Origin of the sequence: Novosphingobium naphthalenivorans NBRC 102051 (assembly GCF_001590985.1) — a bacterium.
Lineage (GTDB): Bacteria > Pseudomonadota > Alphaproteobacteria > Sphingomonadales > Sphingomonadaceae > Novosphingobium > Novosphingobium naphthalenivorans.
Genome location: NZ_BCTX01000013.1, coordinates 43,050 through 58,613, shown reverse-complemented (window position 1 = coordinate 58,613; position 15,564 = coordinate 43,050). Strand labels below are relative to the sequence as shown.

Sequence of the window (15,564 nt, the reverse complement as noted above, 5' to 3'; positions counted from 1 at the left end):
AGCCTCCTCCCACTTTGCCTCGCCACACATAGCGAGCCATTTTCGCCGGGCTACTTCCTTGGCGATGCGGAGGCTTAGGTCGGGCATTCAAGGCTACGATTTGGAGGAGAGGGTCTTGAGGAAGGCGGGCTAAATGCCCACCTCTCCAGTCCTCTCCATCAACGCCAACGCTGCCTTCGGGGATCGGCATCCACCATGCCCAGCAGCATTCGTGCGGGCGCATCTGACACACGGCGATGCTGTTCCCAGTCGCGGAGCGGATGGTGGCGACGGGGCTGCGTGGTGCCACGCCGGCAGGTAGGGGAGCGCGAGGGTTGTGACCCTCGCACCTTTCCTTTCTCCCTACCTGAAACGTCATGTTGTGGGGCCTGTGCCCCTCCACCATCCTTCCTTCGACAAGCTCAGGATGAGCGGAGATGGTCCCCCTCCCCGAGCGAGCTCGGGGAGGAATGGCCTCTCAATATTCGCCGTCGTTCTCTTCCTCATCGCTGTCCGGGGCGGGGAGGGTGCGGGAGCGGCGGGAGTCGGCTTCGTTGCTTTTCTGGTAGGCTTGCCAGAGGCGGCGGGTGCGGGGGCTCATCAAGGCTTGGTGGCGCTGGCGCATCTTGTCGATCTGGGCGTCGATGCTGCTGAGGATTTCCTCCGAGCTCTGGCTGGCTTCGGCCTGCTTTTCCTCTTCCCATTGCTGGCGCCACTGTTTCTTGAGCCGTTCGAGGCTGGACTGGGTGGCGGCGTCGAGGTTGTGGAGGCTGTCGGCGGCGAAGCGGTGGGGCGCGCGGTTCCTCAGGAGGAACATCAGCAGGCTGTCGTTATAGACGCGGCGGGTGCCGATCAGCTGGCCGTAGCAGTAGACCGGCACTTCGACGCCGTGGATCGCGCGTTCCATGGCGATGTCTTCGAGTTTCTGCACGCCGAGCGCGAGGGCGGCCTCCCAGGCCTTGCGGAAGCTCTTGCCTTCGGGGTGGCGGCGTAGGAGGTAGGCGCCTTCGGGTGTCATGTTGACGGCGTGGGCGGCGTGGCGGACGGAGCCGGTGTCGGCCAGTGCCTCGATGAAGCCGCGCTGGCGTTCGGCCGTCCAGCCGTCGTGGCGCTCGCGCTGGCGGGGGACGGGGGTGAAGGTGGCCAGCGTCTTGGGGCGTCTGGGCTTGCGGGGTTTCGGGGTGTGGGCGGAGGGAGCGGCAGGGGCGCTCGCCGCGTGGGGGCGCGACTTGTCGATCATGGGGCTGTCTCCGGGACTCGCGGGTGGGGCGCGCGAGTGTGCCCGATTCGGGTATGTGTAGGACAGCGGTTTTGGCGAAATGCGCGTGACGTAAATCACGGAAATAGCTCGATTGTGGAGCAAGTAGGGGTGACATTTTTGTAATCAGGGGGGTGCCCCCGAGTGACGATATCGGCTATCCTTGGATAATGGGGTGCGCATTGAGGAAAGGGACCATGGGGCGGCGTCGTGGATCGCTGATTGACCATGTCCGGTGACGGACGGGACCCGGATGGCGAGCAGGGTGGCCGGGCGGCGGCTCTCCTGCGGGCCTTTGCCGGGCTGACGGTCAAGCAGCATGAAGTCCTGCGGTTCGTGGCGGAGAACCGCACCAGCAAGGAAATCGCGTGGGAGCTGGGAATCTCCGAAAGCGCGGTGAACCAGCGCATCGAAGGGGTGCGCAGCCGCACCGGCGCGCCGCCGCGGGCGGAGCTGGCGCGTGTTTACCGGCAATACCAGCAGGATCATGAGCCGGAACTGGAAGAAGCCTGTAAGCCGCTACCAGATAAGATTCCTCAGGTTCCGGCTGCGGCGGTGGCTGCGCAATCTGGCTCTCAGGACGCCCTTGCCGACAAGCTCGCCCTGGCCGACGCGGTGACTTTCACACTGACGCCGCCCTGGCAGAACGAGCGCGTGGGCCGGGTCGTCCCGGAGGTGCTCGACGGTGCCCATGCCGGGCTCAGCCGCACCGCCGCCATGGTCGCGATTGCCGTGGGGATGCTGGCCATCGCCATGGTGGGGCTGGGCGTCGCGGAAGCGCTGAGCAATCTGTTCTGACCGGCGCGGGCGGACCTCCTGACATGAACGTTTCAGGCGCATCGAACGGGCCGGTGCGGCAGTTGGAGAGTAGTCATGCCGATCACGATTTCCGCCGCCGCGGCCCGTATCTCGCGCCATCTTCCCGAAGCCGAACTTTCGCTCGACACCGCGCTGCTCGCCTCGACGCGGCTGATGGAATCGATGCTGCTGGCCCGCAGCGCGGAAGGGGTGCAGACTTTCACCGGCCAGAGCGCGCTGATGCGCCTCGCCCGGAGCCAGCGATCGCTGATCGACAGCCAGAACGACATGATCCGCGTGCACCGCGAACTGCTCAAGACCGGGCAGGAAGTGAAGGCCGTGGGCGATTCCGGCGATTGCCCCAATTCCGCTTCCGCCACGACCGAGCCGCTGCGTCTTCAGGCCTGATTTTCCGTCAGCCGGGCCCGGGGCCGCACCGGCATGGAACCTGCCATGCTTGAGTGGCTCTGGGCCTGGAAGAGCGAGTTGCAGCACGCTTATGTCCTTATCCTGTTTCTTGCCGCCCTGCGCTGGGGCGGCGGACCGGAACGCATTCTGGCAAGCAGTTTCGCGGTCGAGGCGGTGGTCCATCCGCTGTATCACTGGCTCGCGCAGGGATCGGTGTTCTGGCATCACGTCGATCTCGGGCATCTGGCCATCGACTGTGTTTTCTTCGCGATCTTCATCCCGGTCGCGCTGCAGGCAAACCGGGTCTACACGCTGTGGATAGGGAGCGCGCAGATCATCGCTATGTCGGCGCACGTCTACAGGTTCTCGCTTACCGAGATCAACCGGATGGCCTACGACATCATGGCGGTCAGTCCCTCCTACATCCAGCTCACGGCGCTAACACTGGGGCTGGCGTTTCACATGTGGCGGCGGAAGAAGCTGGGCAGCTATCCGTCCTGGCGGAGCTCCTTCACCCCTACGCCGGCAGCGACGCCGAGGCCATTGCCCGGCGGCTGATCCGGCATTTCGGATCGCTGCGCACGATTTGGTCGGCTTCGGTCGAGGCGCTCGACCGGGCGCTGGTGAAGGCGGATGAGAAGCACGTGGCCGTCGGCGCGGCGATCGTCGCGGCCCGCCACCTTGCCGAAGCCGCCGCACGCGAGGCGCTGGTGGGCGAGGCGGTCGATACCCGCGCGCCCGAATTCCGCCACTACCTCGTCCGCCGCCTCGGCCTGCGGCGCGAGGAATGCGTGATGATCCTCTACTTCACCGGAGAAGGGCTGTTCATCGCCGAGGATTTCTACAGCGGCGGCCAGCGCGGCGAGGCGGCGATCCCCTTGCGCCGCACGGTGCGCCGCGCCTTCGATCTCGACGCGCGGCGGCTGGTGCTGGCGCACAACCACCCGTCCGGCAGCGCGCTGCCCAGCGAGACCGACATCGCCGCGACGGCGCACTTGCGCAGCGTGGTGGAAGCGCTGGAGATCGGGCTCGACGATCATTGCATCGTCGCGGGCAATGTGGTGGCCAGTATGCGCGCCATGGGGTTCATCTGAACGCGGCGCCCCTTCGTTTTTTCGCATCCGCACAATCGAATATTTGACATCGCCGGTCCGACACGAAACTGTCCGAAACGCAATCTAGGCGCGTCGTGCGGCAGTATTGGAGATCATCGCTTGAGCCAGATCGTTTCGGTTCCCACCCAGCCCTTCGAAGGACAGGCACCCGGTACTTCGGGCCTTCGCAAGAAAGTGAAGGTGTTCGCGCAGCCGAACTATGCCGAGAACTTCATCCAGTCCGTTTTCGACGTGGTCTCGCCCGATCTCGGCGCGGTTCTGGTGATCGGCGGCGACGGCCGTTTTCACAACCGCACCGTGATCCAGCAGGCGATCCGCATGGCGGCGGCCAATGGCTATGGCAAAGTGCTGGTGGGCAAGGGCGGCATTCTCTCCACCCCGGCGGCGAGCCACGTGATCCGCAAGTACAAGGCGAGCGGCGGCCTGATCCTTTCGGCCAGCCACAACCCCGGCGGCCCGGACGAGGACTTCGGCATCAAGTACAATATCGCCAACGGCGGCCCGGCCCCGGAAAGTGTGACCGGCGCCATTCTCGCGCGCACGAAGGAAATCGATATCTGGCTCACGGTCGAGACGGCCGACATCGATCTCGACACGCTGGGCGAGGTGCAGGTGGGCGAGATGACCGTTTCGGTGATCGATCCGGTCGCCGACTATGCGGACCTGATGGAGGACCTGTTCGACTTCGCCGCCATCCGCGCGGCCGCCGCGGACGGTTTCACCATGCGCTTCGATGCGATGAGCGCCGTGACCGGCCCCTACGCCATAGAGATCCTCGAAAAGCGGCTGGGCTTTGCCAAAGGAACGGTGGTCAACGGCACGCCGCTGGAGGATTTCGGCGGCCACCATCCGGACCCGAACCTGATCCACGCGAAAGATCTCTACGACCTGATGATGGGCGAGGGCGCCCCCGACCTCGGCGCCGCGTCGGACGGGGACGGCGACCGCAACCTCATCATCGGACGCGGGCGCTTCATCACTCCGTCGGACTCGCTGGCGATGCTGGCGGCCAACATCGAATGCGCGCCGGCCTACAAGGGCCGCCTTGCCGGCATTGCCCGCTCGATGCCCACCAGCGCGGCGGCCGACCGCGTGGCCGAAGCGCTCGGCGTGCCGTGCTTCGAGACGCCCACCGGCTGGAAGTTCTTCGGCAACCTGCTCGATGCCGGCATGGCGACGATCTGCGGCGAGGAAAGCGCGGGCACCGGCTCGGACCATGTGCGCGAGAAGGACGGGCTCTGGGCGGTGCTGCTCTGGCTCAACATCCTTGCCGCGCGCAAGATCAGCGTGGACGCCCTGGCGCGCGAGCACTGGGCCAGGTTCGGCCGCAACTACTATGCGCGCCATGACTACGAAGGCATTGCGACCGAAGGCGCCCAGGCGCTGATGGCGGGTCTCAAGGACCAGCTCGGCACGCTGCCGGGCCAGAGCTTCGGCCCGCTGACGGTCGCGGTGGCGGACAGCTTTTCCTACACCGATCCGGTCGACGGTTCGGTCAGTTCCAATCAGGGCATTCGCGTCCTGTTCGAAGGCGGCAGCCGCGTGGTCTTCCGCCTGTCCGGCACCGGCACCCAAGGCGCGACGCTGCGCGTCTACCTTGAAAATTACACCGGGCCGCAGGGCGATCTCGATGCCGAAACCGGCGTCATGCTCAGCCCCCAGATCGCGGCGGCGGAAGCGATTGCCGGGATCGCGCAGCATACCGGGCGAACGGCGCCGGATGTGATTACCTGAGCTTGGCCTTCAACGCTGAATGGACGGCCGCTATCGGGAAGTGCCGATAGCGGATCGAACGGCAGGGAAGGTGGAGCGAGCGGACGTCGCGATTTACAATGCGCTGTCACTGTAATGCGGAATTATTTACAAGATAATTTTGTATATTTTCTATCGATTTAGGATTCGCTCTCAGTATGAAAGCTATTCGAGTTTCGCTAATCGCGCTAAGTCTTGCTTCATGCGGTGGTGGCAGTTCATCAGGAACTTCAGGGAGTATAGCGCCCACTCCGACGCCAACTCCCACACAATCCTCGACGCCGTCTCCTACGCCAACACCCACATCTGAACTCAGCATTCTTCATGTTTTCAGTTTGTTTGCAGGCGACAGTGCTCAACCCAACGGCCCGATGATGCAAGCGAACGATGGAAATTTGTACGGTGTCACCAAGGCTGGTGGGGCAAACATTTGCCGCACACTTGCGGACCCCCTGCCGTGTGGAACAATATTTAAGCTAAATTTAGCCGGTAAAGCCAGCATTCTCTATAATTTTGGAGAGAATTCCTCTGATGGATACTTTCCCGTTCGCCCTCCAATTCAGGGTGATGACGGCGCCCTTTATGGGCTTACGTCAAGCGGGGGGACTGTTGGGGGAGGGGGTACTGCATATCGAATTACTCTCGATGGAGCCTATACACAACTCTACTCTTTCGGAATTGGTGTGAACGATGGATATAATCCAAGAGGCTCCCTACTTCTTGCTAGCGACGGAAACTACTACGGCGCAACAGACGAAGGCGGCACAGCAGGACGTGGCACAATCTTCAGGATGACGCCTGGTGGAGTTGTGACTTTTCTTTATTCTTTCACTGATACCGCTGTTGATGGATGGCAACCCAATGGCTCATTGGTCCAAGGGGCGGACGGTGCGCTCTACGGCTTGACTGTCAATGGGGGGCAATACAACGCAGGTACGATTTTTAAGATTACCTTAGATGGCCAGTTTACTAACTTGCACCATTTTGGAGCCACGTCAGACGATGCCATTGCGCCCCTAGGTGGGCTTCTACTCGCGAGCGATGGTAATTTTTACGGTACCACGGTGAATGGCGGCGGTCAGTCGCAGGGAACAATCTTTAAAATGACTTCTGCTGGAGTCGTTACTATAATCTACAAATTCGGTAATCAAGGTTCGAACAGACTTGTTGACGGCGATGGTCCGAATGCTCAGCTTTTTGAGGGAAATGACGGCTTATTATACGGCACTACAAACAGCGGTGGTGCGAATGCATGCTCAAATTGCGGCATCCTATTTCGCATTACAAAGGCGGGTAATAAGGAAACACTTTTTTCCTTTGGTCCGCTATTAGAAAACCCGGCTGATCCTGACGGTGGTGTGATCCAAGCATCGGATGGTGCCTTTTACGGAATACTTGAGGATAATGCCGGCGTAGGGGCTGTTGGCGCATATTCTGGATCTGGCGCTGTGTTTCGATATGGCCCGCCTCAATAACTTTACAAATGCAATGTCTCCAATTGAGTCGCTTCCTGCCGTTCCTGGCAATGTCCGCGTCTCCGGAAAGTCCGCTTTTAGCGGAAAATGATGCATAGCAGGCGCCGAGGGCCACGATCGAATGTGTCCACGCGGCCTGGAGGCTGATCGAAAATGCCCGCAAAGGCATCCCGTATGCAAAATCTTGGACATTTCCACTGATCTGGGGGAACACAGGCGCGCAGCAGGGAGGGGGCCCGGGTGAGCATTAGCAGCAGTCTGTCACGGCTCTATGAAGACGGCGGCGCCACGTCCCGTGGCTATGGCTACTTCCTGCTGGTGTTCGACGGCGCGATGGTTCTCTACGTGATCATCTCGTCGTTCTTCGTCGGCTCGGCGGTGGTCGAGATCGTCGATTTCTTGCTGGGCATCTTCGTGGTGTTCGATTTCGCCGCGCGGATCATCGTCAGCCGGAACCGGCTGCGGACGGCCTTCGGCTTCTGGGGGCTGGCGGACATGATCGTGATCCTGTCGCTGCTCGCACCGATTGCCGGGGAGGGGTTTGCCTTCCTGCGCGTGGTGCGCACCTTCCGTCTGCTGCGCTCTTACCACTTGCTGCGGCAGTTGCGGACGGACTTCGTCTTTTTCCGCCGTCACGAGGCGACGGTCTTTGCCGGCATCAATCTGGCGCTTTTCATCTTCGTGACCACGGCGCTGGTGTTCGAGACCCAGCATGGCTCGAACCCCGACATCAAGGACTATGCCGACGCGCTCTATTTCACGGTCACGACGCTGACCACGACCGGGTTTGGCGACGTCACCCTGTCGGGGCCGAGCGGCCGGTTTCTTTCGGTGGTGATCATGATCTTCGGCGTCTCGCTGTTCGTCCGGCTGATCCAGGTGCTGTTCCGGCCGCCGAAGCTGGAATACGAGTGCCCGGAATGCGGGCTGTTCCTGCACGAGACGGATGCCATCCACTGCAAGCATTGCGGGCATGTGCTGCATATCCGCACTGAAGGGGCGAGCTAGGGTCTGGGCGGGCGCAATCTTTTTCCCCTCCTCTTCAGAGGAGGGGCGCGAGACTTGGGTCTGCGCAGCAGGCCTTAGTCGCAGCGGGCCTTAGTCGCAGCAGGGTCGTGCTGCGGCTCAGCGCGGCGCTTGCGCGCAAGCACCACCCCCAACCCCCTCCTCTGAAGAGGAGGGGGCTTTTCGTCGCATTTTTGTCATAGATGATCTGCGGACGCCGGGGCTGGAAAAAGAGGTCGCGGGCGCGGGGAAATGCGGTTAGGCAGGCGCGGCACAGGGGCTCCGCCACATCGTGGCAAACGGAGAGTCGCACCTGATGTCCCAAGCCATCAATGATAATTCACGCCGGGAATCCGTCGCGGATACGCTCAATTCCGCCCGGTTCAGTGCCTTCCACCTGAAGGCGATCTTTGCCTCCTCGATGGGGTTTTTTACCTCCGCCTACGATCTCTTCGTGATCGGCTCCGCGCTGGTGCTGATCCGGGCCGAATGGGGGCTGAGCGCGCACGAGGTGGGGCTGATCGCCTCGATCTCGCTGATCGCCACGTTCCTGGGCGCTTATGTCTTCGGGGTGCTGGCGGACAGGCTGGGCCGCAAGACCGTCTATGGGCTGGAAGCGGTGCTGATGACCGTGGGGGCGTTGCTCTCGGCCTTTGCTCCCAACGTGGCGGTGCTCCTGGTGGCGCGGGTGATCCTGGGTTTCGGGATCGGCGGCGACTATCCGATGTCCGCCGTGCTGATGAGCGAATATGCCAATGTCCGCACGCGCGGGCGGCTGACTTCGCTGGTGTTCTCCGCGCAGGCGGCCGGGCTGGTGGCCGGGCCGACCGTGGCGCTGACGCTGATGGCGGCAGGCATCCCGCATGATCTCGCCTGGCGGCTGATGCTGGGGCTGGGCGCGATTCCCGCGCTGGCGGTGATCGTGATCCGCCGCTCGCTGCCCGAATCCCCGCGCTGGCTGGCCCGTGTGAAAGGCGACGGGGTGAGCGCGGCGCTGGAACTGGCGCGGCTGAGCGGCGGCCATGCAGTGGCGCAGCAGCCCGAAGCCGCGATCGTCAGGCAGCCGCTGTCGAAATACTGGCGCACGCTGCTCGGCACCGCGGGCACCTGGTTCGTGTTCGACTATGCCTATTACGGTAACACGATCTCCACGCCGATGATCATGCACCAGCTCGCGCCGCACGCCGATCCGATGCAGAGCACCGCGCTCAGCCTGATCGTCTTTGCCGTGGCGGCGGTGCCCGGCTATCTGCTGGCCGCGCTCAAGATCGACGAGATCGGGCACAAGCGGCTGCAGATGATCGGCTTCCTGATGATGGGGCTGATGTTCCTGCTGCTCGGCGCCTTTCCGATCCTGTCGCAGTCGCTGCTGATTTTCCTGACGCTTTACGGGTTGTCCTACTTCTTCGCCGAGTTCGGCCCCAACACCACGACCTTCGTGATCGCGGGCGAGGTTTTCCCGGTGAACTTGCGCACCACCGGCCATGGCATTTCGGCGGGCACGGCCAAGCTGGGCGCATGGCTGGGGGCGTTCTTCTTCCCGGTGCTGATCGAGCGCGTGGGCCTGCACGATACGCTGATGACCACGTTCGTGTTCTCGATGATCGGGCTGGTGCTGACGGCGGTGTGCCTGGAGGAACCGTCGGGCCGCTCACTCGAAGAGATCTCGGGCGAGGACGCGCTGCTGGCGGCGGCCTGAGGCCTATTCCTTCCGCGCCTCGTCCAGCGCCTCGATCCGGGCAGCGTTGCCCGGTTCCTCCAGCAACTGCTCCAGCGGCGCGGCGAGGCGGCGGCGCCAGTTGGGGTGTTCGGTGACGGTGCCGGGCAGGTTGGGCTGCTCGCGCGCGGCGAGGATATCCTCCAGCGGCGCGATGGCGAGCTGCGAGGCGGAATGGCCGATGTGGCGCAGCGCGGCCATGGCCACCGGCTCCGGATGGTCCGGCTCGGGCCGGGGAATCGTGTTGTGGGTGAGCGTGGCCCAGAGCAGGCCCCGGTCCCACTCGCGCCGCTCCGCTTCCTGTTCGGGGCTGGAACCTTCGGGCAGGCGGCCGAGCTTTTCGGCCCATTCGAGATCGCGCCCGGTCCACCAGCCCGCGACTGTCGCGGTGTCGTGAGTGCCGGTCATCGCCACGCTGGCGGGCGCATAGTCCTGCCCGCCGATGAAGCCTTCGTCGGCGGCGCGCTCGAACCACAGCACGCGCATCCCCAGCATCTTCTTTGCGGCGATCGGTTCGGCAAAGCCGTGGGGCATGGTGCCGAGATCCTCGGCGACGATCAGCGCCCGGGCCCGGTGCGCTTCGAGCGCGACGAGGCGGATCAGGTCCATGAAGGGGTAGGAGAGGTAAGCGCCCGCGCTCGATTCCTCGCCCGCGGGCACGACCCATAGGCGGGAGAGGCCGAAGGCATGGTCGATCCGCAGCCCGCCCGCGAGGCTCAGCGCGGCGCGGATCGTCTGGATCCACGGGGCATAGCCGCTGCGCTTCAGCCCCTGCGGCGAAAAGCTGGTGAGCATCCAGTTCTGCCCGAGCGGCCCCAGCGGATCGGGTGGAGCACCGATGGTGAGGCCCTGCAGCATGACGTCGCGCATCTGCCAGCTATCGGCCCCGCCGGTATGGACGCCCACGGCAAGGTCCGCGAGCAGGCCGATCGCCATGCCGTCCGCGCGGGCATCGGCCTGCACTTTGGCCAGGCTTTCGCGGGCGAGCCATTGGATGAAGAGGTGGAATTCCACCTCCTGTGCGTTTTCGGCGGCAAAGGCCAAGGCGGCCGGGCCATCCGGATCGTGGTAGGCCTCGGGCCATTCTTGCCAGCCGTCGGCCCCTTGCGCGCGGAAATGGACGTCGAGGGCATCGAACAGCGCCTGATGGCGCAGGCCATCGCCGTGCGGAGCATTGTCCTTGGCGACGCGGGCCAGGGTGGTGTCGTCCAGACTCTCGAACAGCGCGCGCAAGTCGGCGAGGCGGCGGGGCAGGGCGCGTTCCCAGTCGATCAGATCGCTGCCCTTGCGGGCTGGCAGCGGCGGCAGGCCGAGCAGTTCGGGCGCGCCCATGGCGCTGTTGAGGTAGAGGCGGCTGGAGGGCGAATAGGGCGAAAAGCCATGCCCGTTGCCGGGAAACAGCGCGTGGACCGGATTGATCGCGACGACATCCGCCCCGCGCGCGGAGAACAGCCGCACCGCTTCGTCCAGTTCGCCGAAATTGCCGAAGGGATGGGCATTCGTGCCGCGCAGCGCGGGGATCTGGACGGCCGGGCCCCAGAGCTTGCCGGGCGCGAAGTCCGGCACGGTGGGGCAGCTTTTCGGGGCGACCGCCAGCGTCAGGTCATGGCCTGCCAGCGAGAGGCGATAGTATCCGGGCTCGGCGACCGGCGGCAGGGTCCAGCCTTCGACCGGCAAGGCCATGGTGCTGCCGTCCTCTCCGGTCAGTTCGGCGCGGGCGAGGCTGGCGGGCAGCGGCGTGGGCTGGCCCGCCTCGGTGACGATCATCGCCGGCGGCTGGCGGCGCTCCGCATCCACTTGCGCGAGGCTCTGCGCGATCTGTGCGGCGCTGCCGGCCGGATAGCCCAGCGCGGCGGCGATCGCGGCCAGCGAGGCGTTGGACACCGTCTGCTCTGCGCCGTCGGCATTCCACCATGTGCGGGCCAGGCCGATCGCTTCGGCAAGTTCATGCAACTGCTCTATTTTCGCGGTCATGCCTGCCTCCCCGGTTCGCGCAGACGCGAAGCGAATGCTAGGTCTAGCGCGCGGGCCGCATGGCGGCAATCGCCCGCATGGGGCCGGTTTCGCCGTTCCGGGACAGGCCGCCGGAGAAAAGCCACAGACCTTTCACAGCTTGTCCCCGGGTTATGCACAGGCTTACCCACGCATTGCTCAACAGCCCGCGTCCCGGAGTTCCGCTCGTGCCGAGGGGCAGCACGAACGGGGGAGTTTTGTTTTGCCGCAGGCCGCTTTAGGTGGGGGCCATGGATCTTGACCGTTATCTCGCCCGCATCGGCCTCGATGCCCGTCCCGCGCCCGATGCCGAAGGGCTTGCCGCACTGCAGTCCGCGCACCGCATGGCGATCGGGTTCGAGAACCTCGACATCCCGCTCGGGCGCGGCATTCGCATCGACAGCGAGAGCGTGTTCGACAAGCTCGTGACGCGCGGGCGGGGCGGCTACTGCTTCGAGCAGAACCGGCTCTATGCCGATGCGCTGACGGCGCTTGGCGTGGCTTGCCGGCCGCTGCTGGCGCGGGTGCGGCTGGGGCTGGCCGAAGGCGTGACGCCGCCGCGTACCCACGTCTGCCTGCTGGCCGAAGTGGGCGGCGCGGCGATGCTGGCGGATGCCGGCTTCGGGGGCAGCAATGTTCCGCCGCTGCCGATCGTGGACGGGGCCGAGGCGCAGACCGCCGACGGGGCCGGGCACCGCCTGCGCCGCATCGGCGAAGCGGGGACGGCAGGCGGGCAATGGCTGCTCGAACGTGCCGGATCGCCCGCGGCCACCGATGGCCGCGCGGCGCCGCACGCGGACTGGCAGGCGCAATACACGTTCGACTTGTCCGAAGTGGCGCCCGACGATCTCGAACAGGCCAATCACTGGACCGCGACGCGGCCCGGAACCCGCTTCACGGCGCTCCATGTCGCGAGCATCCCGCAGGCGGAAGGGTTCGCCTCGATGGTGGACCGCGATCTGACCGTGAGCCACGCGGGCGGCACCGACCGGCGCGTCATTGCGGACCCGGCCGACTATGCCCGGACGCTGCGCGAGGTGTTCCGGATCGCGCTTTCGGCGGATGAGGCCGCAGGGCTCCCCCTGTTCGCATGATCACCGTGCCGTGCGTTGTCATATTTCCAGGGAGCTCTTTGAAAACAGGTGGAATTCAAGGTTCCGGGCATATTGACGGGGCATGCGTAATACTACGCAGTCATGCCAAATAAGACTCCTTGTGACATCTCCTGATAGGCCCGCGCCGAATGATGTGACAGGAAAGAAACAGGCGTGTCCCAGAAGGAATTGGTTCGGCATATCAACGACGCGATCGGCTCTCACGGTGCCTGGAAGCTGCGCCTGAGAACGGCGATTTCGACAGGCCGCGGCGAGATCAGCTCGTCCATCGCCGGGTGCGACGATCAGTGTGCTTTCGGCAAATGGCTGTACGGTTCAGACATCGATTACACCACGAGGGCCGGTGTGCCCTATCATGTGGTCAAGCGCCTTCATGCCGAGTTCCACCGCGCGGCCGGTAGCGTTCTGGCCTATGTCGAACGCGGCAATGCCGGTGCCGCGCAGACGGCCATGGCGGGCGAGTTCACGGAGCGCTCGGAAAAGCTGGTCCGTGCGCTGGCCAAGTGGAAACGCGAAGCCGAGAACGGCGTTGCGCCGATGCCAGCCGCTTCCGCGCCTTTCCTGCGCAAGCGCGCGGCCTAGTCTGGGGCGAAGAGGACTCTGGGGCGAAGAGGACGGCTGCCGGTTGTGCGGCCGTCAAACCTCCCGCAGCCGCGGCATCAGTTCCACGAAATTGCAGGGCCGGTTGCGGCTGTCGAGCTGTTCGGCAAGGATGCCGTCCCAGCCGTCCTTTACCGCGCCGTTGGAGCCAGGCAGGGCGAAGATATAGGTCCCGCGCGAGACGACGGCCATGGCGCGGCTCTGCACGGTCGACGTGCCGATGGTCTTGTAGGAGAGCCAGCGGAACAGTTCGCCGAAGCCGGGGATTTCCTTTTCCTTCACCCGGTCGAGCGCTTCGGGCGTGACGTCGCGGCCGGTCAGGCCCGTGCCGCCGGTCGAGACAATGGCGTCTATGCCCTTGTCGTCGATCCAGTTGTTGAAACGGTTGGCGATGCGCGCGGCATCGTCCTTCTCGATCGCGCGGGCGACCAGCTTGTGGCCGGCATCCCGGATGCGCTGGGCAAGGATATCGCCCGAGGTGTCATCCTCGGGGCCTCGGGTGTCGGAAACGGTCAGGAGCGCGATGTTGATGGGCTTGAAGGTCCGGTCCGTATCAATGGCCACGCAATATCGCTCCGTTCGCTGCCATGCGAACGCCTTGCGAGCCGGAAAGACCCGGGAAGGTCGGCCACATGTCCTGTACCAGTTCCATCCGGCTTTCCGAGGGGCCACCGGCCTGCCGCTCGTACATCCAGTAATTGCGCAGGACAATATTCACGTAGCCGCGGGTTTCCCAGTAGGGCAGCGATTCCATCCAGAGCAGCGGATCGCCCTGGTCCTTCACTTCGGTATTCCAGCGGGCGACGGGAACCGGCCCGGCATTGTAGGCGGCCATCACTTTCAGCAGCAGTCCCTGCGTGCCGGACGCGTTGTTGAGGGCGAGCAGGTGCTGCTGGCCGAAGGCAAGATTGACCGCGGGGTTGTTGAGATCGCGCGCCGATCCCGAAACACCGAGATCGGCGGCATGGTCCTTTGCCGCGGCGGGCATGATCTGCATCAGGCCGCGCGCGCCGGCGGGGCTTACCACGCTGGTCTGGAACAGCGATTCCTGCAGCGTATGGGCATAGACCAGCGCCGGATCGACTTTCCAGCCGCCCACCGGAGTCCATTTCGGCGTCGGGAACCGCGTTGCCGGTTCGGGCTTGCCGCCCTGCGGCGCGTTGTAGGCCATCCACAGCTGGGTGGAGGGCAGTCCGAGATCGCGGGCAAGCCGGGTCAGCGGCTCGTACTGCGAGGCATCGCCGATGCGGGCCTGATGGCGCAGTACCTCGTCGGCGAGGCCATCCTCGCCGATCTCGGCCAGTTCCACGGCGGTACGGACATTGGAATTGGTGCGCAGGCGCTGCCAGTCGGTCTGGGTGAAGTCGGCTTCGGAATGCTGCTCGGGCAGCTTCATGCCGAGCTGTTCGGCAGCGAGCATACCGTAGAGCGTCTCGTCGCGGCGGGCGGCGGAGCGCAGGACGTCTTCGGCCTTGTCGGGGCGGCGGGCGCGGATGAAGGCGCGGCTCTGCCAGTATTGCGCCGCGCTCGTCAGCTCGCTGTTGGAGGAAGCCCGCACGCACTTGCCGAAGGCCTCGGCGGCCCCGTCGTAATCGCCCAGGCGCCAGGCGGCGAGCCCGGCGGTCCACCACGCTTCGCCCACCCAGGCGCCGCTGCCCAGGGTGGCGAGCTGCGCCATCTCGTAGGCCGGGCCATCCTGGTTCTCGATGTAGAAGCTCCAGGCCACGCGCTGGCGCCATTCGGCGCGGGCCGCGTCGCTGAGCCCGGCATCGATCCCGTCGAGCAGGACGCGCGCGCCCATCGGATCGTCGTTCTTGATGCGGTCGATAATGCCGGCCGAGATCGCGTCGGGCATCGTGCCGTCATTGGTCGAGGCCGGGCGCACGCGCTTCGACATCGAGGGCAGGCGGGCAAAGCTCTGCTCGGTGGGCAGGCTGGGGACGGTTTCGGCCCCGCGCTTGAGCGCAAGGCGGCTGATCTGGTCGGCGCCGGGCAGTTCCGTGCCCTGATCAAGCCAGGCCTGCAGTTCGGGCAGGGCGATCTTCGGCGAACCGGAGGCCAGGTAGTATTCGGCGCGGGCCTGCTGGTGCAGCGGGCCGTCGGGCCGGTCCGCCAGCATTTTCTGCACGGCCGGCCAGTCCTTGGCATCGATCGCGTCGAAAATCTGCTTGTAATAGGTGCGGTCGTCCTGGCTCAGCAGCGAGGGCACCGCGGTGCGGTCTGCCCGGCTGCGGAAATAGTCCACCGCTGCGCTGTTGGCGAAGGCCGGCGCCGCCATCACGGTGGCAGCGGCCGCCACGCCAAGCCCCGCGAACAATCCTGCCCTGCGTTTCATGTCAACGCGTTTCAT

14 protein-coding genes are annotated in these 15,564 nt (G+C 64.9%); 10 read left to right on the top strand and 4 right to left on the bottom strand.

All coding sequences use genetic code 11. From position 1 onward, the window contains the following. Positions 1 to 457 precede the first annotated feature (457 nt). Positions 458 to 1,219: a hypothetical protein gene (locus NN5_RS06460; protein ID WP_067733140.1), complete on the bottom strand. Its 762-nt coding sequence runs from the start codon at positions 1,217 to 1,219 to the stop codon at positions 458 to 460. 246 nt (positions 1,220 to 1,465) lie between these two features. Between NN5_RS06460 and NN5_RS06455 the strand changes: the two genes are divergently transcribed. The 8 genes from NN5_RS06455 (at position 1,466) to NN5_RS06425 (ending at position 9,489) form a co-directional block, all read left to right on the top strand. Further along, positions 1,466 to 2,035 (top strand): helix-turn-helix transcriptional regulator, encoded by a 570-nt coding sequence (locus NN5_RS06455; protein WP_084384774.1) that lies wholly within the window; start codon positions 1,466 to 1,468, stop codon positions 2,033 to 2,035. A 75-nt stretch (positions 2,036 to 2,110) separates the two neighbouring features. Then, a complete protein-coding gene (locus NN5_RS06450; protein ID WP_067733139.1) occupies positions 2,111 to 2,443 on the top strand; it encodes a hypothetical protein in 333 nt (110 codons plus the stop codon). 33 nt (positions 2,444 to 2,476) lie between these two features. Next, entirely contained in the window at positions 2,477 to 3,001 is a 525-nt protein-coding gene (locus NN5_RS06445; protein WP_245656284.1) for a hypothetical protein, read from the top strand. After that, positions 2,908 to 3,537 (top strand): JAB domain-containing protein, encoded by a 630-nt coding sequence (locus NN5_RS06440; RefSeq protein ID WP_245656283.1) that lies wholly within the window; start codon positions 2,908 to 2,910, stop codon positions 3,535 to 3,537. The genes NN5_RS06445 and NN5_RS06440 overlap by 94 nt, the downstream gene beginning before the upstream one ends. A gap of 120 nt (positions 3,538 to 3,657) precedes the next feature. Continuing rightward, positions 3,658 to 5,292 (top strand): alpha-D-glucose phosphate-specific phosphoglucomutase, encoded by a 1,635-nt coding sequence (locus tag NN5_RS06435; protein WP_067733137.1) that lies wholly within the window; start codon positions 3,658 to 3,660, stop codon positions 5,290 to 5,292. A 176-nt stretch (positions 5,293 to 5,468) separates the two neighbouring features. Further along, positions 5,469 to 6,785, top strand: coding sequence for a choice-of-anchor tandem repeat GloVer-containing protein (locus NN5_RS25675; RefSeq protein WP_157081040.1), 1,317 nt, complete (start codon positions 5,469 to 5,471; stop codon positions 6,783 to 6,785). 240 nt (positions 6,786 to 7,025) lie between these two features. After that, entirely contained in the window at positions 7,026 to 7,793 is a 768-nt protein-coding gene (locus NN5_RS06430; protein ID WP_217998612.1) for an ion channel, read from the top strand. Between the two features lie 313 nt (positions 7,794 to 8,106). After that, positions 8,107 to 9,489 carry an MFS transporter gene (locus NN5_RS06425; RefSeq protein ID WP_067733136.1) on the top strand — a complete coding sequence of 461 codons (1,383 nt, stop codon included), beginning with the start codon at positions 8,107 to 8,109 and terminating at the stop codon, positions 9,487 to 9,489. Between the two features lie 3 nt (positions 9,490 to 9,492). On the opposite strand, the gene malQ is transcribed toward NN5_RS06425, so the two are convergent. After that, positions 9,493 to 11,481, bottom strand: a complete 1,989-nt coding sequence (gene malQ / locus NN5_RS06420; protein ID WP_245656282.1) for a 4-alpha-glucanotransferase — start codon at positions 11,479 to 11,481, stop codon at positions 9,493 to 9,495. 269 nt (positions 11,482 to 11,750) lie between these two features. Between malQ and NN5_RS06415 the strand changes: the two genes are divergently transcribed. Further along, complete coding sequence (locus tag NN5_RS06415) at positions 11,751 to 12,593, top strand: arylamine N-acetyltransferase family protein (RefSeq protein WP_067733135.1); 843 nt, start codon at positions 11,751 to 11,753, stop codon at positions 12,591 to 12,593. A gap of 174 nt (positions 12,594 to 12,767) precedes the next feature. Next, complete coding sequence (locus NN5_RS06410; protein WP_067733134.1) at positions 12,768 to 13,196, top strand: CZB domain-containing protein; 429 nt, start codon at positions 12,768 to 12,770, stop codon at positions 13,194 to 13,196. Positions 13,197 to 13,250: 54 nt separating this feature from the next. Here NN5_RS06410 and moaB read toward each other — a convergent pair whose 3' ends face one another. Next, positions 13,251 to 13,778, bottom strand: a complete 528-nt coding sequence (moaB, locus tag NN5_RS06405) for a molybdenum cofactor biosynthesis protein B (RefSeq protein WP_067733133.1) — start codon at positions 13,776 to 13,778, stop codon at positions 13,251 to 13,253. Next, positions 13,768 to 15,549: a lytic transglycosylase domain-containing protein gene (locus NN5_RS06400; protein ID WP_245656280.1), complete on the bottom strand. Its 1,782-nt coding sequence runs from the start codon at positions 15,547 to 15,549 to the stop codon at positions 13,768 to 13,770. The genes moaB and NN5_RS06400 overlap by 11 nt, the downstream gene beginning before the upstream one ends. Positions 15,550 to 15,564: the final 15 nt, after the last annotated feature.